The sequence below is a fragment of the Streptomyces sp. JHA26 genome (genome assembly GCF_002005565.1).
Lineage (GTDB): Bacteria > Actinomycetota > Actinomycetes > Streptomycetales > Streptomycetaceae > Streptomyces.
On record NZ_BDJC01000014.1, the window covers coordinates 96,631 to 120,648 of the forward strand.

General features: G+C 74.2%; 20 protein-coding genes. 15 read left to right on the forward strand and 5 right to left on the reverse strand.

Annotation, left to right across the window (positions count from 1 at the left end; all coding sequences use genetic code 11):
* Positions 1-48 precede the first annotated feature (48 nt).
* Positions 49-1,026 carry a DMT family transporter gene (locus JHAT_RS11785; protein WP_171990845.1) on the forward strand — a complete coding sequence of 326 codons (978 nt, stop codon included), beginning with the start codon at positions 49-51 and terminating at the stop codon, positions 1,024-1,026.
* Positions 1,027-1,067: 41 nt separating this feature from the next.
* Here JHAT_RS11785 and JHAT_RS11790 read toward each other — a convergent pair whose 3' ends face one another.
* Positions 1,068-1,232 carry a hypothetical protein gene (locus tag JHAT_RS11790; RefSeq protein WP_171990841.1) on the reverse strand — a complete coding sequence of 55 codons (165 nt, stop codon included), beginning with the start codon at positions 1,230-1,232 and terminating at the stop codon, positions 1,068-1,070.
* Positions 1,233-1,382: 150 nt separating this feature from the next.
* Here JHAT_RS11790 and JHAT_RS11795 point away from each other — a divergent pair, with 150 nt between their 5' ends.
* The 9 genes from JHAT_RS11795 (at position 1,383) to JHAT_RS11835 (ending at position 13,339) form a co-directional block, all read left to right on the forward strand.
* Complete coding sequence (locus JHAT_RS11795) at positions 1,383-3,146, forward strand: serine/threonine-protein kinase (protein ID WP_077798049.1); 1,764 nt, start codon at positions 1,383-1,385, stop codon at positions 3,144-3,146.
* A gap of 143 nt (positions 3,147-3,289) precedes the next feature.
* A complete protein-coding gene (locus JHAT_RS11800) occupies positions 3,290-4,084 on the forward strand; it encodes a TIGR03084 family metal-binding protein (RefSeq protein ID WP_077798050.1) in 795 nt (264 codons plus the stop codon).
* Positions 4,081-5,751, forward strand: a complete 1,671-nt coding sequence (locus tag JHAT_RS11805; protein WP_077798051.1) for an acyclic terpene utilization AtuA family protein — start codon at positions 4,081-4,083, stop codon at positions 5,749-5,751. The genes JHAT_RS11800 and JHAT_RS11805 overlap by 4 nt, the downstream gene beginning before the upstream one ends.
* On the forward strand, positions 5,748-7,346 hold the full coding sequence (locus JHAT_RS11810; RefSeq protein ID WP_077798052.1) for an acyl-CoA carboxylase subunit beta: 1,599 nt from the start codon (positions 5,748-5,750) through the stop codon (positions 7,344-7,346). The genes JHAT_RS11805 and JHAT_RS11810 overlap by 4 nt, the downstream gene beginning before the upstream one ends.
* Before the next feature lie 8 nt (positions 7,347-7,354).
* Complete coding sequence (locus JHAT_RS11815) at positions 7,355-9,208, forward strand: biotin carboxylase N-terminal domain-containing protein (RefSeq protein WP_077798053.1); 1,854 nt, start codon at positions 7,355-7,357, stop codon at positions 9,206-9,208.
* Positions 9,209-9,263: 55 nt separating this feature from the next.
* The gene (locus JHAT_RS11820; protein WP_077798054.1) at positions 9,264-10,409 is read left to right on the forward strand and encodes an acyl-CoA dehydrogenase family protein; all 1,146 of its coding nucleotides are present in this window, start codon (positions 9,264-9,266) and stop codon (positions 10,407-10,409) included.
* Positions 10,410-10,437: 28 nt separating this feature from the next.
* Positions 10,438-12,006, forward strand: a complete 1,569-nt coding sequence (locus tag JHAT_RS11825; protein WP_077798055.1) for a 4-coumarate--CoA ligase family protein — start codon at positions 10,438-10,440, stop codon at positions 12,004-12,006.
* Positions 12,003-12,737 carry an enoyl-CoA hydratase family protein gene (locus JHAT_RS11830; RefSeq protein WP_077798056.1) on the forward strand — a complete coding sequence of 245 codons (735 nt, stop codon included), beginning with the start codon at positions 12,003-12,005 and terminating at the stop codon, positions 12,735-12,737. The genes JHAT_RS11825 and JHAT_RS11830 overlap by 4 nt, the downstream gene beginning before the upstream one ends.
* A complete protein-coding gene (locus JHAT_RS11835; protein ID WP_107481905.1) occupies positions 12,725-13,339 on the forward strand; it encodes a TetR/AcrR family transcriptional regulator in 615 nt (204 codons plus the stop codon). The genes JHAT_RS11830 and JHAT_RS11835 overlap by 13 nt, the downstream gene beginning before the upstream one ends.
* 24 nt (positions 13,340-13,363) lie before the next feature.
* Here the strand turns inward: JHAT_RS11835 and pdxH are convergent, their stop codons facing one another.
* Complete coding sequence (gene pdxH / locus JHAT_RS11840) at positions 13,364-14,041, reverse strand: pyridoxamine 5'-phosphate oxidase (RefSeq protein ID WP_077798058.1); 678 nt, start codon at positions 14,039-14,041, stop codon at positions 13,364-13,366.
* A 263-nt stretch (positions 14,042-14,304) separates the two neighbouring features.
* Between pdxH and JHAT_RS11845 the strand changes: the two genes are divergently transcribed.
* The 3 genes from JHAT_RS11845 (at position 14,305) to JHAT_RS11855 (ending at position 18,243) form a co-directional block, all read left to right on the forward strand.
* Complete coding sequence (locus JHAT_RS11845) at positions 14,305-15,405, forward strand: citrate synthase 2 (protein ID WP_077798059.1); 1,101 nt, start codon at positions 14,305-14,307, stop codon at positions 15,403-15,405.
* Positions 15,406-15,833: 428 nt separating this feature from the next.
* A complete protein-coding gene (locus JHAT_RS11850; protein ID WP_077798060.1) occupies positions 15,834-16,676 on the forward strand; it encodes a GNAT family N-acetyltransferase in 843 nt (280 codons plus the stop codon).
* 103 nt (positions 16,677-16,779) lie between these two features.
* A complete protein-coding gene (locus tag JHAT_RS11855) occupies positions 16,780-18,243 on the forward strand; it encodes a PAS domain-containing protein (RefSeq protein ID WP_171990846.1) in 1,464 nt (487 codons plus the stop codon).
* A 78-nt stretch (positions 18,244-18,321) separates the two neighbouring features.
* Here the strand turns inward: JHAT_RS11855 and JHAT_RS11860 are convergent, their stop codons facing one another.
* Entirely contained in the window at positions 18,322-19,077 is a 756-nt protein-coding gene (locus JHAT_RS11860; RefSeq protein ID WP_077798062.1) for an SIS domain-containing protein, read from the reverse strand.
* A gap of 225 nt (positions 19,078-19,302) precedes the next feature.
* Between JHAT_RS11860 and JHAT_RS11865 the strand changes: the two genes are divergently transcribed.
* Both JHAT_RS11865 and JHAT_RS11870 read left to right on the forward strand, forming a co-directional pair.
* Positions 19,303-19,995: a metal-dependent transcriptional regulator gene (locus JHAT_RS11865; RefSeq protein ID WP_077798063.1), complete on the forward strand. Its 693-nt coding sequence runs from the start codon at positions 19,303-19,305 to the stop codon at positions 19,993-19,995.
* A 569-nt stretch (positions 19,996-20,564) separates the two neighbouring features.
* Positions 20,565-21,443, forward strand: coding sequence for an alpha/beta fold hydrolase (locus JHAT_RS11870; RefSeq protein ID WP_077798064.1), 879 nt, complete (start codon positions 20,565-20,567; stop codon positions 21,441-21,443).
* Between the two features lie 24 nt (positions 21,444-21,467).
* Here the strand turns inward: JHAT_RS11870 and JHAT_RS11875 are convergent, their stop codons facing one another.
* Positions 21,468-23,105, reverse strand: a complete 1,638-nt coding sequence (locus tag JHAT_RS11875) for a transporter (protein ID WP_077798065.1) — start codon at positions 23,103-23,105, stop codon at positions 21,468-21,470.
* Positions 23,102-23,875, reverse strand: coding sequence for an ABC transporter ATP-binding protein (locus JHAT_RS11880; protein WP_077798066.1), 774 nt, complete (start codon positions 23,873-23,875; stop codon positions 23,102-23,104). Before JHAT_RS11880 ends, JHAT_RS11875 begins: the two co-directional genes overlap by 4 nt.
* Between the last annotated feature and the right edge of the window lie 143 nt (positions 23,876-24,018).

Sequence of the window (24,018 nt, forward strand, 5' to 3'; positions counted from 1 at the left end):
GTGCAGCATGCTGAACGACGTCCACCCGCACACCGTCCCGGAGCCCCCGTGAGTACCCCAAGCGCCACCCCCGGCACCCCGTCCCCGGCTGCCGCCGCGCCCGCCGTCGGCCACGCGCCCGCGCCGGACGGTGCGCCGGGCGGGCGGTTCGGCTCCCTCGGGCCGGTCGGTCTGGTCCTCGCCGGTGGGCTCTCCGTGCAGTTCGGCGCCGCGCTGGCGGTGAGCCTCATGCCCCGGGCCGGTGCCCTCGGTGTGGTGACCCTGCGGCTGGTCGTGGCCGCCGTCGTCCTGCTCCTGGTCTGCCGTCCCCGGCTGCGCGGCCACTCCCGGGCCGACTGGGGCACGGTCGTCGTCTTCGGCATCGCCATGGCCGGCATGAACGGCCTCTTCTACCAGGCCGTCGACCGCATCCCCCTCGGCCCCGCCGTCACCCTGGAGGTGCTCGGCCCGCTCGCCCTGTCCGTCCTCGCCTCCCGCCGCGCGGTCAACCTGGTCTGGGCCGCGCTCGCCCTGGCCGGCGTCTTCCTGCTCGGAGGCGGCGGCTTCGACGGCCTCGACCCGGCCGGCACCGCCTTCGCGCTGGGGGCGGGCGCGATGTGGGCGGCGTACATCGTCTTCAGCGCACGCACCGGGCGCCGGTTCCCGCAGGCCGACGGGCTGGCCCTCGCCATGGCGGTCGGCGCGGTGCTCTTCCTGCCGCTGGGCATCGCCGAGTCGGGGGCCGAACTGGTCGACCCCGTGACGCTCGGGCTGGGCGCCGGGGTGGCCCTGCTCTCCTCCGTCCTGCCGTACACCCTCGAACTGCTCGCGCTGCGGCGCCTGCCCGCACCGACCTTCGCCATCCTCATGAGCCTGGAGCCCGCCATCGCCGCGACGGCCGGTTTCCTCGTCCTCGACCAGGCCCTGTCCGCCCCCCAGGCCGCCGCCATCGCCCTGGTCGTCGCGGCGAGCATGGGCGCGGTGCGGACGCAGGTGGGGCGCCGGGCCGCAGGGCGCCGGACCGAGCCACTGCCCGACACCCCCTAACCCGACGCCCTCCGGCCCGACGGTCCCGGCCCGGCGCCCTGTCAGAGGCTGCGGGCGGTGACGTCGCCGTGGGAGGTGGTCGCGCGGATCGCCAGGGTGGCGCCGTCGCCGCTGTTCACCAGGGCGACCTCGCCCAGGCGTCCGACGCCCCGGAACCCGGCGGCGGACGTCTTCGCCTCGACGCGGGAGCCGGCGGGCGGCTGCACGGTCACCTCCACGGCCCCGGAGTCACCCGCGGCACCGCCGTCGGACCCCGCCGACGCGCCCGGGCCGGACGGTCCCGAGGACACCGGCCGCCCCGGCATCGCATAGGCTGCGTGCCTGGTCAGCTCATCGGGATCATGGGGAGGGAACCGATGAACCACACGGCCGAGGTCTTCCAGCCCTTGCAGGACGACGATCCGCGCACGGTGGCCGGTTACCGTCTCGCGGCCCGGCTCGGAGCGGGCGGCATGGGACGGGTCTACCTCTCGCACACCCGGGGCGGCCGGCCCGTGGCCGTCAAGGTCGTACGGTCGGAACTGGCCGACGACCCGACCTTCCGGCGGCGCTTCGGCCGGGAGATCAAGGCGGCCCGCAGGGTGAAGGGCGCCTACACCGCCGAACTGATCGACGCCGACCCGGACGGCGTGCCGCCCTGGCTGGCCACGCTGTACGTGCCCGGGCCCTCCCTGTCGGGCGCCGTCGCCCGGAGCGGGCCGCTGCCGGTGCCCGCGGTGCTGTGGCTGATGGCGGGCGTCGCCGAGGCGCTGCAGGCCATCCACGGCGCGGGCATCGTGCACCGGGACCTCAAGCCGGCGAACGTGCTGCTGGCCGCCGACGGCCCGCGCGTCATCGACTTCGGCATCTCGCTCGCCGCCGACAGCACCGCGCACACCGCCACGGGCACCACCATCGGCACGCCCCAGTACATGGCCCCCGAGCAGGCATCCGGCGGCGATGTCACGGCGGCCACCGACGTCTTCTCGCTCGGGCAGACGGCCGCCTTCGCGGCCCTGGGCAGGCCGCTGTACGGCGACGGCCCGGCCGCCACCGTGCTGTACCGGATCGTCCACTCCGAGCCCGACCTGTCCGACCTGCCCGAGCGCCTGCGCACCCTGCTCGGCCGGTGCCTGGCCGCCGACCCGGAGGCTCGGGCCACCCCGGCGGAGATCGTCGAGTGGTGCCGCCGGGAGCTGGGCCGGGACGGCGGGGAGGACACCGGGCCCGCCGTGTGGCGGGAGATCGCCGGGCCGCCGGTGACGGTTCCGCCGCCGGTCGCGGCCACGGGACCGGCGACCGCCGCGGCTCCGGCAGCCGCCCCGGGTTCCACCGCGGTGCACACGGCCCCGTGGACCGCGCCGTACGGGACCGCCCCGGCACCCTGGCAGGCCACCTCCGGGCCCTGGCCGGGCGCCGCCGGACCGGGAGGCCCGTTCGCCCCGCAGCAGCCGGTCGGGCCGGAGGAGCGCAAGCGCCGCAGGAGACGCGCCGCCCTGATCTCGGCAGCCGCCGTCGTCGCATGCGGCCTGGTGATCGCGGCGGGGTCGGCACTCCTGGACGCGGCGGGCCGGGGCTTCGACCGGGCCCGGGACGCGGCCGCGTCGGCGGCGGCATCCGAGTCCGTGTCCGGTACGCCCCGTCCGGTGGCGGAGGGGTCCGCGGCGGGCGGGGAGGCCGCGCCGTCGACCGGGCCGGGTGCGGCCTCGTCCGCCGACGCGTCGCACACGGAGCCCGACGGTCCCGCGGCCGGGACCACGGCACCGGTGGCCCACGCCTACATCGCCCCGTTGCTGAAGGGCGACAACTCGCTGATCCTCCACAACGGCGAGGAGAGCAAGGACCGCAAGGGGGACATCCGCTTCGGCTGCGAGTCGGTGGGCTGTGAGCTGACGAGCGACACCAGCGTGATCGTCCTGGTCCCCGACGATCCGGGTGCCACCTACGAGACGTGCCGCGACCTGACCTCCGGCACGAACGGCTCGCACGAGCTTCCCCTGGCCGCGGCGTCGGCAGGCAGCGAGATCTGCGTCAGGCATCGCAACGGCGACATCGCGCTGATGGTCGTCCAGACCAAGTCGACCGCCATGCCGGAGATGGGCTTCCTCACCTTCGACCTGACGGTCTGGCCGGCCGGGTGACCGTGCGGGGGTGAAGCCGTCCCGCGACGGACCCCGCGACGCCCGTCGCGAAAAATCATGCAAGCATGCTTGATTGTTAATCCCCGCCCTGCCATGCTCCCCCACACCGCCCCGCACATCGCCGTGCCCGAGGGGAGCGCCCCGTGTCCGACCCGACGTCCGTGATCGACGACCTGCGCGAGGAGAGCGAGGAACTCGACGCGCTGGTGGCCATGTTGAACCCGGAGGAGTGGCGGACGGCCACCCCGGCACCCGGCTGGACGATCGCCCACCAGATCGCCCACCTCAACTGGACCGACCGGGCCGCCCTGGTCGCCGTCACCGACGCGGACGGCTTCCAGGCGCTGGTGGACAGGGCCCTCGCCGCACCCGGCACCTTCGTCGACGAGGGCGCGGAGGAAGGCGCCCGGCAGACCCCCGCCGAGCTGCTGACCGCCTGGCGCAAGGACCGCGCCGCCCTCGACGAGGCCCTGCGCGCCGCCGCCCCCGGCGCCCGCTTCCCCTGGTACGGCCCGCCCATGGCCACCGCCTCCATGGCCACCGCCCGGCTGATGGAGACCTGGGCCCACGGCCTCGACGTCGCCGAGGCGCTCGGTGCGACGCGCCCGCCCACCGGCCGCCTGCGGCACATCGCCCGCATCGGCGTGCGCACCCGGGACTTCGCCTACGCCGCCCACGGCCTCACCCCGCCCGCCGAGCCGTTCCGCGTCGAACTCACCGGCCCCGGCGGCGACCCGTGGACGTACGGCCCCGAGGACGCCACCCAGCGCGTCACCGGCCCCGCCCTCGACTTCTGCCTCCTGGTCACCCAGCGCGCCCACCGCGCCGACCTCGCCCTGACCGCCGAGGGCCCGGACGCCGACCGCTGGCTGGACATCGCCCAGGCCTTCGCCGGACCGCCGGGAGCCGGACGCCCGCCGAAGGGAACCGCCGAGTGAGCGTCCTGCGCGTCGGCAACGCCTCCGGCTTCTACGGCGACCGCTTCGACGCGATGCGCGAGATGCTCACCGACGGCCCCCTGGACGTCCTCACCGGCGACTACCTCGCCGAGCTGACCATGCTCATCCTCGGCCGCGACCGGCTCAAGGACCCCGGCGCCGGATACGCCCGCACCTTCCTGCGCCAGCTGGAGGAGTGCCTCGGCCTCGTCCACGAGCGGGGCGTGAAGATCGTCACCAACGCCGGCGGGCTCAACCCCGCCGGACTCGCCGACGCCGTGCGGGCGCTGGCCGGCCGGCTCGGCATCCCCGTCCGGGTCGCGCACGTCGAGGGCGACGACCTCACCGCCGCCCACCCGGGCACCCTGGCCGCGCACGCCTACCTCGGCGGCTTCGGCATCGCCGCGTGCCTGCGGGCCGGCGCGGACGTGGTCGTCACGGGCCGCGTCACCGACGCCGCCCTGGTCACCGGGCCCGCCGCCGCGCACTTCGGCTGGGCGCCGACGGAGTACGACCGGCTCGCGGGCGCGGTCGTCGCCGGGCACGTGCTGGAGTGCGGGGCGCAGGCGACCGGCGGCAACTACGCCTTCTTCCGGGACGGCGACGTCCGGCGTCCCGGCTTCCCGCTCGCCGAGCTGCACGCCGACGGCACCTCGGTGATCACCAAGCACGACGGCACCGGCGGCTTCGTCGACGTGGGCACGGTCACCGCCCAACTGCTGTACGAGACGGACGGCGCCCGGTACGCGGGACCGGACGTCACCGCCCGGCTGGACACCGTACGGCTCGCCCAGGACGGGCCCGACCGGGTCAGGATCGAGGGCGTGCGCGGCGAGGCGCCGCCCCCCACCCTCAAGGTCGGCCTGAACCGCCTCGGCGGCTTCCGGGGCGAGGTCGCCTTCGTGCTCACCGGCCTCGACGTCGAGGCCAAGGCCGCCCTCGTGCGGGCGCAGATGGAGCCCGCCCTCGCCGAGGCCGCCGACGTCCGCTGGGACCTGGTCCGCACCGACCGGCCGGACGCGCCGACCGAGGAGACGGCGAGCGCGCTGCTGCGGCTGGTCGTCCGCGACGCCGACCAGCAGGCCGTCGGGCGGACGCTGAGCGGGGCCGCGATCGAGCTGGCCCTCGCGAGCTACCCGGGCTTCCACGTGACCGCGCCCCCCGGCAAGGGCACCCCCTACGGCGTCTTCGAGGCCGTCCACGTCCCGCAGGACACCGTCGAGCACGTGGCGGTCCTGCCCGACGGGCGCCGGACGGCGATCCCCCCGGCGCGGGACTCCGCCACCCTCACCGCCGTACCGGAACCGGACCTTCCCGAACCGCTGCCGCCGGGGCCCGTGCGCCGCGCCCCCCTCGGCCTGGTCGCCGGGGCCCGCAGCGGCGACAAGGGCGGCGACGCCAACGTCGGCGTGTGGGCCCGCACCGACGACGCCTGGCGCTGGCTCGCCCACGCACTGACCGCCGGCCGGTTCCGGGAGCTGATCCCCGAGGCCCGCGACCTGCCCGTCACCCGGCACGTCCTGCCGAACCTGCGCGCCCTGAACTTCACGGTCGGGTCGATCCTCGGCGAGGGCGTCGCCGCGCAGGCCCGCTTCGACCCGCAGGCCAAGGCGCTCGGCGAGTGGCTGCGCGCCCGCCACCTGGACATCCCGGAGGTACTCCTGTGACGGTCCTGCCCACCACCGTCGACCCGGCCGCCCCCGCCCACCGGGCCAACCGCGAGGCCATGCTCGCCAAGCTCGCCGAGCTGGACGCCGAACACGCCAAGGCCCTCGCCGGCGGCGGCGAGAAGTACGTCGCCCGGCACCGCAAGCGCGGCAAGCTCCTCGCCCGCGAACGCATCGAACTGCTCCTCGACCCCGACACACCCTTCCTGGAACTGTCCCCGCTGGCCGCCTGGGGCAGCGAGTACACCGTGGGCGCCTCCCTCGTCACCGGCATCGGCGTCGTCGAGGGCGTCGAGTGCCTGATCACCGCCAACGACCCGACCGTGCGCGGCGGCGCCAGCAACCCCTGGTCGCTGAAGAAGGCCCTGCGCGCCGACGACATCGCCCTCGCCAACCGGCTGCCCGTGATCAGCCTCGTCGAGTCCGGCGGCGCCGACCTGCCCTCCCAGAAGGAGATCTTCGTCCCCGGCGGCGCGATCTTCCGCGACCTCACCCGGCTGTCGGCGGCCGGCATCCCCACCGTCGCCGTCGTCTTCGGCAACTCCACCGCCGGGGGCGCCTACGTCCCCGGCATGTCCGACCACGTCATCATGGTCAAGGAACGCGCCAAGGTGTTCCTCGGCGGACCGCCGCTGGTCAAGATGGCCACCGGCGAGGAGAGCGACGACGAGTCGCTGGGCGGCGCCGAGATGCACGCCCGCACCTCCGGCCTCGCCGACCACTTCGCCGTGGACGAGCCCGACGCCCTGCGCCAGGCCCGCCGCGTCGTCGCCCGCCTCAACCACCGCAAGGCGTACCCCGACCCGCCGGCCGCCGAGCCGCCCACGTACGACCCCGAGGAACTCCTCGGCATCGTCCCCGGCGACCTGCGCACCCCCTTCGACCCGCGCGAGGTGATCGCCCGCATCGTCGACGCCTCCGACTTCGACGAGTTCAAGCCCCTGTACGGCACCAGCCTGACCACCGGCTGGGCCGCCCTGCACGGCTACCCGGTCGGCATCCTCGCCAACGCCCGAGGGGTCCTGTTCAGCGAGGAGTCGCAGAAGGCCGCCCAGTTCATCCAGCTCGCCAACCAGCGCGACATCCCGCTGCTGTTCCTCCACAACACCACCGGCTACATGGTCGGCAAGGAGTACGAGCAGGGCGGCATCGTCAAGCACGGCGCCATGATGATCAACGCGGTCGCCAACTCCCGCGTCCCCCACCTGTCCGTCCTCCTCGGCGCCTCCTACGGCGCCGGCCACTACGGCATGTGCGGCCGCGCCTACGACCCCCGCTTCCTCTTCTCCTGGCCCAGCGCCAAGTCCGCCGTCATGGGCCCGCAGCAACTCGCCGGCGTGCTCTCCCTCGTGGCCCGCCAGTCGGCCGCCGCGAAGGGACGGCCGTACGACGACGAGGCGGACGCGGCCCTGCGCGCCATGGTGGAGCAGCAGATCGAGTCCGAGTCGCTGCCCATGTTCCTGTCCGGGCGGCTGTACGACGACGGCGTCATCGACCCGCGCGACACCCGCACCGTCCTCGGCCTGTGCCTGTCCGCCGTCCACACCGCACCCTACGAGGGCGTGCGCGGCGGCTTCGGCGTCTTCCGGATGTGAGGTTCCCCGTGATCAGCACCGTCCTCGTCGCCAACCGCGGCGAGATCGCCTGCCGCATCTTCCGCACCTGCCAGGAGTCCGGCGTCCGGACGGTCGCCGTGCACTCGGACGCCGACGAGAACGCCCTCCACACACGCGTGGCCGACGCCGCGGTACGACTGCCGGGAACGGCGCCCTCCGACACCTACCTGCGCGGCGACCTGATCGTGAAGGCCGCCCTCGCGGCCGGCGCCGACGCCGTGCACCCCGGCTACGGCTTCCTCTCCGAGAACGCCGACTTCGCGCGCGCCGTCACCGACGCGGGCCTGACCTGGATCGGGCCGCCGCCCGAGGCCATCGCGGCGATGGCGTCCAAGACCCGCGCCAAGGAACTGATGGGCCTCGCGCCCCTGGACCGGGACGCGGTCACCGAGGCCGACCTGCCGGTGCTGGTCAAGGCCGCGGCGGGCGGTGGCGGACGCGGCATGCGCGTCGTCCGGCGCCTGGCGGACCTCGACGCCGCGCTGACCGCCGCGCGCGCGGAGGCGGCGAGCGCCTTCGGGGACGGCGAGGTGTTCGTCGAGCCCTACGTGGAGAACGGCCGCCACGTCGAGGTGCAGGTCCTCGCCGACACGCACGGCACGGTGTGGACGCTCGGCACCCGCGACTGCTCCCTCCAGCGCCGCCACCAGAAGGTGATCGAGGAGGCCCCGGCGCCCGGTCTCACCGAGGAGCTGACGGAGGAACTCCACACGCTGGCCGTCCGGGCCGCCCGCGCCGTCGACTACGTCGGCGCCGGCACCGTCGAGTTCCTCGTCGCCGACGGCAGGGCCCACTTCCTGGAGATGAACACCCGCCTCCAGGTCGAACACCCCGTCACCGAAGCCGTGTACGGCATCGACCTGGTCGCCCTCCAGCTCCGGATCGCCGAGGGCCACGCCCTCGAACCCGACCCGCCGCCCGCCCGCGGCCACGCCGTCGAGGCCCGCCTGTACGCCGAGGACCCGGCGCAGGACTGGGCCCCGCAGACCGGCCGCCTGCACCGCCTCGCCGTCCCCGACGGCATCCGCCTGGACACCGGCTGCACCGACGGCGACGACATCGGCGTCCACTACGACCCGATGCTCGCCAAGGCCGTCGCCCACGCCCCCACCCGCGCAGAAGCCGTCCGCCGGCTCGCCGGCGCGCTGGAACGGGCGGCGATCCACGGCCCGGTCACCAACCGGGACCTCCTCGTCCGCTCCCTGCGCCACGAGGAGTTCGCCTCCGCCCGCATGGACACCGGCTTCTACGACCGTCACCTCGCCGCCCTCACCGCGCCCGCCCCCGATCCCCTCGCCCCGCTGGCCGCCGCCCTCGCCGACGCCCACGGCCGCTCCCGGTTCGGCGGCTGGCGCAACGTCCCGTCACAGCCGCAGGTCAAGCGGTACGCCCTGGCGGGCGAGGAACACGAGGTCCGCTACCACCACACCCGCGACGGCCTCGCCGCCGACGGCGTCCGCGTCGTCCACGCCGACGCCCGCCTGGTCGTCCTGGAGGCCGACGGCGTCCGGCGCCGCTACGAGATCGCCCGCTACGGCGACCGGGTCCACGTGAACACCACCGTCCTCACCGCCCTGCCCCGCTTCCCCGCCCCCACCGCCCGGCACGCCCCCGGCTCCCTCCTCGCCCCCATGCCCGGCACGGTCGTCCGCGTCGCGGAGGGCCTGACCGAGGGCGCGGCCGTCCGGGCGGGCCAGCCCCTGCTATGGCTGGAGGCGATGAAGATGGAACACGAGATCACCGCCCCGGTCACCGGCACGCTGAGCGCTCTCGACGCCGAGCCCGGCAGACAGGTGGAGGTCGGCGCCCTCTTGGCCGTGGTCGACGGGGACGCCGGTTAGGGGCGCGGGGAACTGCGCGACCAGCCACGACGAGACCCGCAGACGAAGGAGCCGCATGACCCCCGTACTCGAATCCGAAGAGCACAAGTCCCTCCGCGAAGCGGTATCGGCCTTCGCCAGAAGCCACCCCCGAACCCTCGGCACCGACACCCGCCAGTTCTGGCAGCAGGCCGCCAAGCTCGGCTACATCGGCGTCAACCTGCCGGAGGCCTACGGCGGAGGCGGCGGCGGCATCACCGAACTCTCGCTCGTTCTCGAAGAGATGGGCGCCGTCGGCAATCCACTGCTCATGATGATCGTCTCCCCGGCGATCTGCGGCACCGTCATCGCCCGCTTCGGCACCGAGGCCCAGAAGCGGGAGTGGCTCCCCGCCCTCGCCGACGGCAGCCGCCTGATGGCCTTCGGCATCACCGAACCCGACGCCGGCTCCAACAGCCACCGCATCACCACCACCGCCCGCCGCGACCCGGCGACCGGGGACTGGCTGCTCACCGGCCGCAAGGTCTTCGTCTCCGGCGTCGACATCGCCGACGCCACCCTCGTCGTCGGCCGCACCGAGGACGCCCGCACCGGCAGGCTCAAGCCCTGCCTGTTCATCGTCCCGCGCGACGCGGAGGGCTTTGGGCGGCGCCCCATCGACATGGAACTCGACGCCGCCGAGAAGCAGTTCGAGCTGACCCTCGACGACGTCCGGCTGCCCGCCGGCGCGCTCGTCGGCGACGAGGACGCCGGCCTCCTCCAGCTCTTCGCCGGCCTCAACCCCGAGCGCGTCATGACCGCCGCCTTCGCGATCGGCATGGGCCGCCACGCACTCGCCAAAGCCGTCGCGTACGCCCGCGAACGCACCGTCTGGAAGACCCCCATCGGCGCCCACCAGGCCATCGCCCACCCCCTCGCCCAGGCCCACATCGACCTCGAACTCGCCCGCCTGATGATGCAGAAGGCCGCCCACCTCTACGACGCCGGCGACGACACGGCCGCCGGCGAGGCCGCCAACATGGCCAAGTACGCGGCCGGCGAGGCCTGTGCGAAGGCCGTCGACCAGGCCGTGCACACCCTCGGCGGCAACGGCCTCACCCGCGAGTACGGACTCGCCCGGCTGGTAACGGCCTCGCGCGTGGCGCGTATCGCCCCGGTGAGCCGGGAGATGATCCTCAACTACGTCTCCCACCAGACCCTGGGCCTGCCCAAGTCGTACTAGGCCGTTCCCGGACGGCGTTGGAGGAACCGTGTTCCGCAGCCAGTACGCAGACGTCCCGCCCGTCGAACAGCCCATCCACGACGCCGTGCTCGGTCGGGCCGCCGTGTTCGGGAACGCCCCGGCACTGATCGACGGCACCGACGGCACCACCCTCACCTACGAACAGGTGGACCGGTTCCACCGCCGCATCGCCGCCGCCCTCGCCGAGGCCGGCCTGCGCAAGGGCGACGTCCTCGCCCTGCACAGCCCGAACACGGTCGCCTTCCCGCTCGCCTTCTACGCCGCCACCCGCGCGGGCGCCTCCGTGACCACCGTGCACCCGCTCGCCACCGCGGAGGAGTTCGCCAAGCAGCTCGGCGACTCACGGACCCGCTGGATCGTCACCATCTCCCCGCTCCTGGGCGTCGCCCGCCGGGCCGCCGAACTCGCGGGCGGGATCCAGGAGATCTTCGTCTGCGACGGCGCACCCGGCCACCGCTCCCTCGTCGACATGCTCGCCTCGACCGCACCCGAACCCGAGGTCGCCATCGACCCGGCCGAGGACGTCGCCGCCCTCCCGTACTCCTCGGGCACCACCGGCACCCCCAAGGGCGTCATGCTCACCCACCGGCAGATCGCCACCAACCTCGCCCAGCTCCAGCCCGCCGTCGGGGCCGGACCCGGCGACCGCGTCCTCGCGGTCCTGCCGCTGTTCCACATCTACGGGCTCACCGCCCTCATGAACGCCCCGCTGCGGCTCGGCGCCACCGTCGTCGTCCTGCCCCGCTTCGACCTGGAGCAGTTCCTCGCCGCCATCCAGGACCACCGCATCACCGGCCTGTACGTCGCCCCGCCGATCGTCCTCGCCCTCGCCAAACACCCCCTGGTCGCCGACTACGACCTGTCCTCCCTGAAGTACGTCGTCAGCGCCGCCGCCCCCCTGGACGCGAAGCTCGCCGCCGCCTGCTCCCGACGGCTCGGCCTGCCGCCCGTCGGCCAGGCCTACGGCATGACCGAACTGTCCCCGGGCACCCACGTCGTCCCCCTCGACGCCATGGCCGACGCACCGCCCGGCACCGTCGGCAAGCTCATCGCCGGCACCGAGATGCGCATCGTCTCCCTCACCACTCCCGGCGAGGACCTCGGCGTCGGCGAGGCCGGCGAGATCCTCATCCGCGGCCCCCAGGTCATGAAGGGCTACCTCGGCCGCCCCGACGCCACCGCCGCCATGATCGACGCCGACGGCTGGCTGCACACCGGGGACGTCGGACACGTCGACGCCGACGGCTGGCTGTTCGTCGTCGACCGCGTCAAGGAACTGATCAAGTACAAGGGCTTCCAGGTGGCCCCCGCCGAACTGGAGGCCCTCCTCCTCACCCACCCCGGCATCACCGACGCCGCCGTCGTCGGCGACCACGACGACGACGGCAACGAGGTGCCGCACGCCCACGTCGTGCGCCGGACACCCGCCGACGGGCCCACCGAAGGAGAGGTCATGATGTACGTCGCCGAACGCGTCGCCCCCTACAAACGCGTCCGCCGCGTCACCTTCGTCGACGCCGTGCCCCGGGCGGCCAGCGGCAAGATCCTCCGCCGCGAACTGCGAGGCCGCCCGTGACCCCCGTCGTCCGCGCCCGCACCCGGGGGGTCGAGACCCTCATCCTCGACTCCCCGCACCACCGCAACGCCCTCTCCGCCACCCTCGTCGCCGACCTCGCCGACGCACTGAAGGACGCCGGCCGGGACACCGGCGTCCGCGCCGTCGTCCTCACCCACACCGGCACCACCTTCAGCGCCGGCGCCGACCTGCGCGACCCGCCCCACCCGGACGCCCTCGTCGCCCTGCTCCGGCAGATCGTCGAACTGCCGAAACCGGTCCTCGCCCGGGTCACCGGACACGTCCGCGCCGGCGGCCTCGGCCTGCTCGCCGCCTGCGACATCGCGGCGGCGTCGCACGAGGCCACGTTCGCCTTCACCGAGGTCCGCATCGGCGTGGCACCCGCCGTCATCAGCCTCACCGTGCTGCCCCGCGCCGACCCCCGCGCCCTCGCCCGCCACTACCTCACCGGCGAGCGCTTCGACGCCGCCGAGGCCGCCCGCACCGGCCTGCTCACCGCTGTCGGCGACGACGTCGACGCCGTCCTCGCGCCCGTCCTCGACGGTGTGCGCCGTGCCTCACCACAGGGCCTGGCCGAGACGAAACGGCTGCTCACGGCTAGGGTGCTGGAGGCCTTCGACCGGGACGCGGCCGACCTGACCGCGCTCTCGGCCCGGCTGTTCTCCTCCCCGCAGGCCCGCGAGGGGATGACGGCCTTCCTCGAACGACGGGATCCGGAATGGGCGCTGTGAGCACGGCCGACCGTGCCGAACGAGTACCCAAGCAGGACCGCAGCCGGGCCACCCGGCAGCGGCTCCTGGCCGCCGCCGTGGCCTGCCTCGCCGAACACGGCTGGGCCGGCTCCACGGTCTCCGCCGTCGCCGAACGCGCCGGCGTCTCCCGCGGCGCCGCCCAGCACCACTTCCCGACCCGCGAGGACCTGTTCACGGCCGCCGTCGAGTACGTCGCCGAGGAACGCTCCGGCGCCCTGCGCGCCCTCTTCCCCGACGGCGCGGCGACCGACGACCGCCACGCCGTGGTCACCGCCCTCGTCGACCTCTACACGGGCCCCCTGTTCCGCGCCGCGCTCCACCTGTGGGTCGCCGCCTCCGACGAGGAACAGCTGCGCGACCGGGTGACCGAGCTGGAGGCCCGCGTCGGCCGCGAGAGCCACCGCATCGCCGTCGACCTCCTTGGCGCCGACGAGAGCCGCCCCGGCGTCCGCGAGACCGTCCAGGGCCTGCTGGACATGGCCCGCGGCCTCGGCCTCGCCAACCTCCTCACCGACGACACCGCCCGACGGGAACGGGTCGTGGCCCAGTGGGCGGACCTGCTGGACGCCGCCCTGGACTGACACGCCCCGGCCCGCCCCGGCGCATCACGGAGCGAGCCGCTCCACCCGCCAGCCCCCGTCGGCCCGAGCCACGTACCGCAGCCGGTCGTGCAGCCGGTTCTCCCGGCCCTGCCAGAACTCCACCGCACGCGGCACCACCCGGAACCCGCCCCAGTGCGGCGGCACCGGCACCCGCTCACCCTCCGGATACCGCGCCACCAGCTCGGCGTACGCGGAATCCAGGGCGTCCCGGCCGGCCACCACCGACGACTGGACGCTCGCCCACGCACCCAGCTGGGAGCCGTGCGGCCGGGTCCGGAAGTACGCGGCGGTCTCGTCCCGCCCGGTCCGCCGGGCCACCCCCGTCACGATGACCTGGCGGGCCATCGGATGCCACGGGAACAGCAACGACACGTGCGGGTTCTCGCCCAGCTCCCGCCCCTTGCGGGACTCGTAGTTGGTGTAGAAGACGAAGCCCTGCTCGTCGAAGTGCTTCAGGAGCACCGTGCGGGAACTGGGCCGGCCCCCGGCGTCCGCCGTGGAGACCACCATGGCGTTCGGCTCGAACAGGCCCGCCTCCGTCGCGGCCTGCCGGAACCAGCGCGCGAACTGCTCGACGGGCGTGGCGGCCAGCTCGCTCTCCAGGAGCCCGTCGGCCCGGTACTGCTTGCGCATCGAAGGAAGATCGAAGGGGACGGCATCGCGGTCGGTCACACCGGCCATCCTGCCGCATCCGCCGGGCACCCCCCGGGTGTCCTTCGTCACCGAGCGGCATCGAGTGGCACTGGGTGCCGCGACCCCTCCCCAAAGGTGACACCCAGGGATATCGTGCTGGTTCCGCCCCGGCCGGATGAGCACCGGCCGGACGGGGCATCACTCGGGTGACCGCAGGGACCGCGAGCCGCGACACGACCGTGGATCCATGGGGACGACCGCACTCGTCCCCGCACCGGTCGCCACACATCACGACCACGAGGAGCCGCCTGATGTCCGCATTCGTACCCGGACTAGAGGGAGTCGTCGCGTTCGAGACGGAGATCGCCGAACCCGACAAGGAGGGCGGCGCCCTCCGCTACCGCGGGGTCGACATCGAGGACCTGGTCGGCCACGTCTCCTTCGGCAACGTGTGGGGCCTGCTCGTCGACGGCGCCTTCAACCCCGGCCTGCCGCCCGCCGAGCCCTTCCCCATACCCGTGCACTCCGGCGACATCCGCGTCGACGTCCAGTCCGCGCTCGCCATGCTGGCGCCGGTCTGGGGCCTCAAACCCCTCCTGGACATCGACGCCGAACAGGCCCGCGCCGACCTCGCCCGCGCCGCCGTCATGGCCCTGTCCTACGTCGCCCAGTCCGCCCGCGGCCAGGGCCTGCCCATGGTCCCGCAGCGCGAGATCGACAAGGCCCGGTCCGTGGTCGAACGCTTCATGATCCGCTGGCGCGGCGAGCCCGACCCCAAGCACGTGGCCGCGGTCGACGCCTACTGGACCTCCGCCGCCGAGCACGGCATGAACGCCTCCACCTTCACCGCCCGCGTCATCGCCTCCACCGGCGCCGACGTCGCCGCGGCCCTCTCCGGCGCCGTCGGCGCCATGTCCGGCCCGCTGCACGGCGGCGCGCCCTCCCGGGTCCTGCACATGATCGAGGAGATCGAACGCACCGGGGACGCCGAGGCGTACGTCAAGAGGACCCTCGACGCCGGCGAGCGCCTCATGGGCTTCGGCCACCGCGTCTACCGCGCCGAGGACCCCCGCGCCCGCGTCCTGCGCCGCACCGCCCGCGAACTGGGCGCCCCGCGCTACGAGGTCGCGGAGGCCCTGGAGAAAGCGGCCCTCACCGAGCTCCACAACCGCCGCCCGGACCGCGTCCTGGCCACCAACGTCGAGTTCTGGGCGGCCATCGTGCTGGACTTCGCCGAGGTCCCGGCCCACATGTTCACGTCCATGTTCACCTGCGCCCGCACGGCCGGCTGGTCGGCGCACATCCTGGAGCAGAAGCGCACGGGCCGCCTGGTCCGCCCCTCCGCCCACTACACCGGCCCGGGCCCCCGCGACCCGCGCGAGATCGAGGGCTACGAGGACATCGCGGGCTGATCCCCACCGGCCCCCGCACGACGCAGACGACCCGCGAGTCTGGTTCCTCCGTGGAGGAGCCGGCCGGACGTACCGGCGACTCGCGGGTCGGGTGACTGCGATGGATTGGCCGGCTGCGTGCATCGCGCACACGCTGGTCCGGCACCGCACAGGTGTGGTGACGGGCCGCTAGCCCGCAGCCACCTCTTCCGTCCGGTATTCATACATTTGCCGAACCACCTCCTTTCCGAAGTAGCAGCAACACTAGGAAGCCCTCCACCGCGAATCAACCCGTTTTCCGATGTTCTCGGGCCTGTGGTTCGACACGGGTCTCGTACCCGAGGACAGCGTGGCGTGTGCGGTGGTCGGCGGTGTGTTCTGCCAGGCGGTACGGGGCCGCAGGCCGATACGCGTGGACGCGTCCTGCCCGGTCACCTACCGTTCCGCGCATGACGCAGCGGCGGACGATTCTGAGCGGGTCCACGTTCGAGGAGCGGATCGGGTACGCCCGGGCCGTCGTCGACGGGGACCGGGTGCACGTGTCGGGGACGACCGGGTTCGACTACGCGGCGATGACCATCGCCGACGACGTGGTGGAGCAGGCCGAGCAGTGCCTGCGCAATATAGGCGCCGCGCTGGCCGAGGCGGGCTGCACGTTCGCGGACGTGGTGCGGGTGCGGTACCTGCTGCCCGTGCGGGAGGACTTCGAGCCCTGCTGGCCCGTGCTGCGGCGGGTGTTCGGCGAGGTGCGGCCCGCGGCCACGATGACGGTGTGCGGGCTCGCGGACGAGCGGATGCGGATCGAGATCGAGGTGGACGCGCGCCGGGGGCCCGTGGGGCCCGGCTCGGGGCTGCGGATCGAGGCCGTGGACGGCGACGCCATGGCCGAGCAGTGGCGGCACGTCCACAACGTGATCGTGCCGCCCGCCGCGATGTCCCTGGACGACGTGCGCGAGCGCAGTGGCCGGTACCGGCTGGAGAACGCCTACCTGGGGGACGTCCTCGTCGGGTGTTCCACCGTGCGGCCGCCCGGAGGGGAGGAGCGGGTGGCGACGGTGATCGCCCGGGTGCTGCCGGCGTTCCGGGGACGGGGGATCGGCGCGGCGCTGTACGAGCGGGGGCTGGCGCACGCGCGCGGGCTGGGTGCCGCGGCGGTGGAGACGGTGGTGCTGGCGGCGAACGAGGAGGGGTTGCGGTTCGCCGCGGCGCGGGGTTTCGCCGAGCGGGAGCGGTACGTCCTGGACGGTGAGAGCGACGAGTGGGTCGATCTGCGGCTGGCGGCGGGGAGGTGACCGCGGGACCCTTGTTGACGGGGGCGTATGCCGGGTTTCCGCTGGGCAACGATTTCCGCAATCTTGCGGGAACCCGCTGTGTGCTGCGTCACGTTCGAGTTGAATGAAGGCCGGTGGACGAACCGGCGTACGGTACGGCGGACGCAGCCTGCAGGGGGTTCAGGTGAGTGCTTCCCGGCGTAGGGGGACCACGGACGAGCTGGGGCCGGACGAGCCGGAGCAGCCCGAGCGGGACGGTGCGGACCTGTTGGCCGCGCTCCTCGACGGGATGGACGCGGCGCTGTGCGCCTTCGACGCCGAGGGCGTCGTCACCCACTGGAACCGTGAGGCGGAGCGGATCCTGGGCTGGAGCGCGGCCGAGGCCGTGGGGCGGCGGGGGTTCGCCGGCTGGGCGGTGCGCAGTGCGGACGCGGGGGAGGTCGAGGAGCGGCTGCTGTCCGCGATGCGGGCGCCGGGGCGTCAGGTGAACGAGTTCGCGTTGCTGACCAAGGACGGCGGGCGGGTGCTGGTGCGCACCCAGTCGGCGGCCGTGCGCGGTCCGGACGGCAGGCCCGCGGGGGTGTACTGCGCGTTCAGCGAGGTGCACACGCAGATCGACCTGGAGCGGTCCATCGCGCTGAGCGAGGCGTTGCTGGAGGACGCGAGCTGGGGTGTCGTGCTCGTGGACGTGGATCTGCGGCCCGCCGTGGTCAACGCGCACGCGGCGCGTGCGCTGGGTGCCGGTCGTACGTCGGTGCTGGGCCGGCCGCTGGGTGATCTGCTCTCCCAGGGTGTGGAGGAGTTGGAGAGCGTGCTCACGCACGTCCTGGCGGAGGGTGCGCCGCCGGCGCCCGCCGAGGTCTGGGTGGGCGTGCGCACCCCGGAGGGGGAGCGGCGGCGGTGCTGGCGCAGCGGGTTCGTGCGGTTGGCCTCGCCGTTGGCGGAGGAGCCGGTGCCGCTGGGTGTGGGCTGGCTGTTCCAGGACGTCACGGAGGCCCGGCAGGGGGAGCAGGAGGCGTCGCTGCTGCGGTTCCGTGCCAATCAGCTGCACCGGGCGGCGCGGGCGGCGGCGGAGTGCGAGGACCCGGCGGAGGCGGCGACGGTGCACCTCGACTTCGCGTTGGCCGGGTTCGCGGACCACGCGTTGATCGACCGGGTGGCGGGCGGGGCGCGGGTGGATTCCGGGGCGGGGGAGCCGGTCCGTCTGGTGCGGGTCGTGACGACGCCCTCCGGTGCGCCGGGGACCGCGTTGCCGTTCGGGGCGGCCGGGGTGCCGGTGCGGTACGGCGAGGGGCATCCGGCGCTGCAGTGCGTGGAGCGTGTGGGGTCGGTGCGGGCCAGCGCGGGTGTCGGCACGGTGCCGCACGAGCGGGCGCGCCGGTGGGCCGAGGCCCGGCAGTGGCCGGCGGACACGGTGCACGCCCTGTGCACGGTGTTGCGCAGCCGGGGGCGGACGCTGGGTGTCGTGACGTTCCTGCGGGGTGCCGGTCGCAGTGCCTTCGAGCGGTCCGACGCGATGTACGCGGAGGACGTGGCGGTGCGCATCGCGACGATGCTGGACCTGGCCGCGGTGGTGGCCGAGGAGTAGGCGTGTCCTTCGGGGCGGGTGGTGGGCGGGTGGTGCGGTGCGGGGGGTCGTCGGCCGGTCGGTGCCGGTATCGGCCGGTCAGTGCCGGTAGAAGATCCGGTCGCCGTACTCCGCCATGACGCGGCCGTTCCACTCGTGGCCGCCGTCCACGTTGCCGGAGCGCAGCAGGGGCGGTTCGACGCCGTGTTCGGCGAGGGCGCAGGCCGCCGTGGCCATCACGGCCTGCATCAGTGCCGTGGTGACGACCGTGGAGGCGGGTGCGAAGGGTGCCGGGACGGTGTCGAGGGTGAGTTCCGCGTCCCCGACGGCGATCTTGGAGTCGAGGACGAGGTCGCAGTGGTCCTTCAGGAAGGTGCCGGAGGTGTGCCGGGACCTGGTCTCGGTGGCGTACGCCACCGAGGTCACGCCGATGACCTTCACGCCGAGGGCGCGGGCGTTCATGGCCATCTCCACGGGGAGGGCGTTGCGCCCGGACAGGGAGATGATCACCAGGGCGTCGCCCGCGCGCAGCGGTGAGGAGTCCAGTACGGCGCTCGCGAGGCCGTCGACGCGTTCCAGGGCGGAGCCGAGCGTGGCCGGCCTGACGTCGACGCCGACGACGCCGGGCACGGCGAGCAGGTTCATCAGGGCGAGTCCGCCGGCGCGGTAGACGACGTCCTGGGCGGCGAGGGAGGAGTGGCCGGCGCCGAAGGCGAAGAGGCGGCCCCCGGCGCGGACGGTGTCGGCGAGCAGGGTGCCGGCCGCCTCGATGGCGTCGGCCTCCTCGTCGCGGACGCGGCGCAGCAGGTCGATCGCCGCGTCGAGGAACTGGCCGGCCGGCTTGCGGTCGCTCATGCGGGGCCCCTTCGGTGTGGCTGCGTCGCGGATCACCGTGCGGTCTGGACCTGTGCGGTGTCAATACGGCCGGGCGGGCCGTGTCGGGCGGCGTCCGGTGGTGCCGGGCGCTCCGGCTTTCCCCGACGCGGGACGCTTGTCGGTGGTATGCGTCAGAATTGGACGCAGGGCCAGCGCACGCGCCGGTGGGCCTCCGCCTCCGGCAGATCTCACCAAGGGGCACGTATGTCCGGACTGATCGACACCACGGAGATGTATCTCCGCACCATCCTCGAGCTGGAGGAGGAAGGTGTGGTCCCCATGCGTGCCAGGATCGCCGAGCGGCTCGACCAGAGCGGTCCGACGGTCAGCCAGACGGTGGCGCGGATGGAGCGCGACGGTCTGGTGTCCGTGGCGGCCGACCGGCATCTGGAGCTGACCGACGAGGGGCGTCGGCTGGCCACGCGCGTGATGCGCAAGCACCGGCTCGCGGAGTGCCTGCTGGTCGACGTGATCGGCCTGGAGTGGGAGCAGGTGCACGCCGAGGCCTGTCGCTGGGAGCACGTGATGAGCGAGGCCGTCGAGCGTCGCGTGCTGGAGCTGCTGCGGCACCCGACCGAGTCGCCGTACGGCAATCCGATCCCGGGTCTGGAGGAGCTGGGCGAGACGGACGGTGCCGACCCGTTCCTGGACGAGGGCATGGTGTCGCTCGCCGAGCTCGGTCCGGGTCCCGAGGGCAAGACGGTCGTGGTGCGTCGCATCGGCGAGCCGATCCAGACGGACGCGCAGCTGATGTACACGCTGCGCCGGGCGGGTGTGCAGCCGGGTTCGGTGGTGAGCGTGACGGAGTCGGCGGGCGGTGTGCTGGTCGGCAGCGGCGGCGAGGCGGCCGAGCTGGACGCGGACGTCGCGTCCCACGTGTTCGTCGCCAAGCGCTGAGTGCCCGCGCGGGCCGGTCGCGGGGTGTCGGGCGGGCGGTGGCGCGGGGGTTCGCGTCACCGTGCCGGTCCCGTCGTTTCCGGGCGGGGTGCGCCGAAGCGCAGCGGTGGCGGGTTTCGCGTGCGAGGCTGTCGCGTGGACGGCCGGGCGTGAGGGTTCCGGGCGTGGGGTGACGGTGGTGCCGGCCCCGGCCGGGGAGGGGAGGGGCCATGCCGGAGAGACGGAGAGGGCCCCGGCGCCTGGTGGCGCCGGGGCCTGTTCTCCCCTGTGCTGACCCGGAGCCCCGAGCTCTCGGGGTCAGTCCCCGCGGACCGTTTTCCCCGAGCGGTCCGCCCCCCGCTGAAGATCTCCCCCCGGTGGGGGCGATCAATCCCTGAGGGGTGTCACTCGAAGGAGGGATGTTGCCCGGCGAGACGGCATTTTCGAATATTCATTCGATACTCTGCGGTGGTCGGACACGAACGGCCCGTACGACGGGCGCCCGGCAGGACCAGCGCGGAGACCGAGGAAGCGCGGGGACGGCAGGGCGCGGGCACGACAGGGCGTGACACTTGGGGGTGCCAGGACCTATGGCGCGGCGCATCGACGTGACCGGGGCGGGCGGCGTACGCCTCGCCGCCTGGGAGTTCGGTGATCCTCCCAAACCCGGCGGGACGGATCCGGTGGACGGGGCCGGTGGCCTCCCGGGCGTGCTGTTACTGCACGGTCTGATGGGCCGCGCGTCGCACTGGGCGCCCACGGCCCGCTGGCTCTCGGCGCGCCACCGGGCCGTCGCCCTCGACCAGCGCGGCCACGGCCGCAGCGACAAACCGCCGCAGGGCGCCTACACCCGCGAGGCCTACGTCGAGGACGTCGAGGCCGCCCTGGAGCAGCTCGGTCTCGCCCCCGCCGTCCTCGTCGGTCACGCCATGGGAGCGCTCACCGCCTGGCAGCTCGCCGCCAGGCGGCCCGACCTGGTCCGCGGCCTGGTCGTCTGCGACATGCGGGCCTCCGCGCTCGGCGGTGCCTCGCAGCAGGTGTGGGCCGAGTGGTTCCGGGCCTGGCCGGTCCCCTTCGCGACGCTCGCCGACGTCCGCAAGTGGTTCGGCGAGGACGACCCGTGGGTGGAGCGGCCGAATCCGGCCCGCGGCGAGTTCTACACCGAGGTGATGGCCGAGTCCGCGGACGGCTGGCGCCCCGTCTTCGAACCGGAGCAGATGCTGCGCTCCCGCGAGACCTGGGTGCACGACGCCCACTGGGAGGAGCTGGCCCAGGTCCGCTGCCCCACCCTGGTCGTGCGCGGCCTGGACGGCGAGCTCGGCCGCGCGGAGGCGCAGGAGATGGTCCGGGTCCTGCCGCACGGCCGGTACGCGGAGGTCGCCGACGCCGGCCACCTCGTCCACTACGACCGGCCGGAGGCGTGGCGGGCGGCCGTCGAACCGTTCCTGGACACCCTCGGGGGAGGGTGAGGCGGGGCGGCCGCCCCGCCCGGGTCACCCCTTGCTCACCGCCGCCAGGATCTCCGGCAGCCGCCGGGCCGTGCGCGGTGCGGCCAGGCGCAGGCCCAGCTGGGTGAGCACCGCGCCGTACACCGCGCCCACCGGCAGCAGCACCGCGTCCCACGCGTCGCCGCCCTCGCGCAGGTTCAGCCAGACGGTCAGCGCGATGACCGGCGCGCACAGCAGGGCGGCGCCCACCATCCCGCCGAAGATGGAGATCCAGGCCAGCCCGATCTGACCGGGGACCACGTTCTTGTGGCCCTCCTGCGGAATGGAGTACGGGAAGCGGGCCGAGGTCCAGGCGCCGGTCGCCAGCATCGCGCCGAGCAGCGCGAGGGACAGGCCGAGCACCTCGGGCAGCTTCCGCCAGGCGTCGAGCATCGCGGTGGTCACGACGGTGACGAGGACGACGTACGGCAGGGTGATCAGCAGCAGGGCCAGCGCACGGGCGCGCAGTTCGACGTACGCGTCCCGCGCCGAGGAGATCGTCATCGCGACGATCCAGAAGGCGGACGTGTCCTGGCCGAACTGGTTGTACATCTGGATGCCGAGCATCCCGGCGGCGAAGCAGGCGAAGTAGACCGAGCCGGTGCCCTGCCAGGCGTTGAACACCGGCACGATCAGGCCGATGGCGAGCGAGGTCACCCAGGCCGCCTTGGTCTTGGGGTCGCGCCACACGTACCTGAGGGAGCGTTCCATCGTGGTGCCGGTGCGGCCCGCCGGGAGCAGCCGGGCGAGCCCCGCCGGGTCCCGCTCGCGGACGGGCCTGCCCTCGGCCGCCTGGAGGGTGGAGCCGTCGGGCGTGGTCATCAGCCGGGTCAGGTGCCGCGCCCACACCCACAGCAGCAGCACCAGGGCCGCCGCGGTCAGCGCCAGCTGGGCGAGGGCGACGCCGTACGAACCGTCGCTCGCCGCGTCCATCGCGCCGATCGCCGTCGCGGGCGGCACCCAGCGCAGCACGTCGGCCACCGGGTCGAGCTGCTCCAGACCGGACGTGCCCAGCCGCTGCGCGCCGAAGTTGACCACCTGCGCCCCGATCGCGACGACCAGGCCGCTGAGCACCGCCAGGTCGCGGCCCTTGCGGCTGGTCAGCAGCCGGACGTTGGCGGCGGCGACGGCCCGCGCGAGGGTCACGCACACCAGCAGCGCGAGGACCGCGCCGACGACGCCGACGGCGAACGCCGCCCCGCCGTGCGCGACGGCGACCACGGAGCCGGCGAACATGCACAACGTGAACAGCGGCCCGATGCCCACCAGCGAGGCCGCGAGCAGGGCCCGCACCAGCGGACGGGGCCGCAGCGGCAGCATCACCAGCCGTGTCGGGTCGAGGGTCTCGTCGCCGCTGGGGAAGAACAACGGCATCACCGCCCAGCCCAGGGCGAGCACCGCGGCGAGCAGGACGACCAGGGCGTCCACGTGCGCGTGTCCGCGCAGCGCGATCAGGCCGATCAGCTGGAGCGCGGCGAAGAGCAGGACGACGACGGCCGAGGCGACGTAGGCGGCCCGCCGCCCGCCGGACAGGCGCAGCCCGTTGCGCAGCAGGGACAGTTTCAGCCGCACGAACACGACCGTGAGGGGCGTGGCCGGGGCGGCGGGGCCGGCCGGCGGTGCGGGGGCGGTCCGTGCGCTCATCGGGCCCCGCCCCCCAGCCAGTCGAGGTCGCTCCCGGCGTCCCGGACGCCCGCGCCCACGAGTTCGAGGAACGCCTCCTGCAACGACGCCGCGCCACCGCGCACCTCGGCGAGCGTGCCGGTGGCGCGGATGCGGCCCGCGGCCATGACGGCCACCCAGTCGCACAGCGACTCCACCAGCTCCATCACGTGCGAGGAGAAGACGACGGTGGCGCCGGACGCGGTGTAGCGCTCCAGGACACCCCGGATCGTCTGCGCCGACACCGGGTCGACCCCCTCGAACGGCTCGTCCAGGAACAGCACTTCGGGGTTGTGCAGCAGCGCGGTCGCCAGGCCGATCTTCTTGCGCATGCCGGTCGAGTAGTCGACGACCAGTTTGTGCTGGGCCCCGGCCAGGTCGAGCACGTCCAGCAGCTGCGTGGCCCGCTTGTCCACCTCGGCCCCGGGCAGTCCGCGCAGCCGGCCCGAGTAGGCGAGCAACTCCCGCCCCGACAGCCGCTCGAACAGCCGCAGCCCCTCCGGCAGCACCCCGATCCTGGCCTTCACCTCGACCGGGTCGCGCCACACGTCGTGCCCGACCACCTCGACCGACCCCTGATCCGGCCGGAGCAGCCCGGTGACCATGGAGAGCGTGGTGGTCTTCCCGGCCCCGTTCGGCCCGACGAGCCCGATGAACTTGCCCGCGGGCAGCTCCAGATCGATCCCGCCCACGGCGACCTGCTGGCCGAACCGCTTCCACAACCCCTGCACCCGCACGGCGCTTGCGCTCATCACGACTCCCTCCGTCGACCAGAACCCTACGGGGAGGGAAGCGAGCCGAAGAGGCACGGGGCTGAGCGGACACGGGGCTCCGCGGCGCGGGCCGCGGCCACCGCCGGACACGAGCCACACGGAGGAGGAGGCGCCCCCGGCGG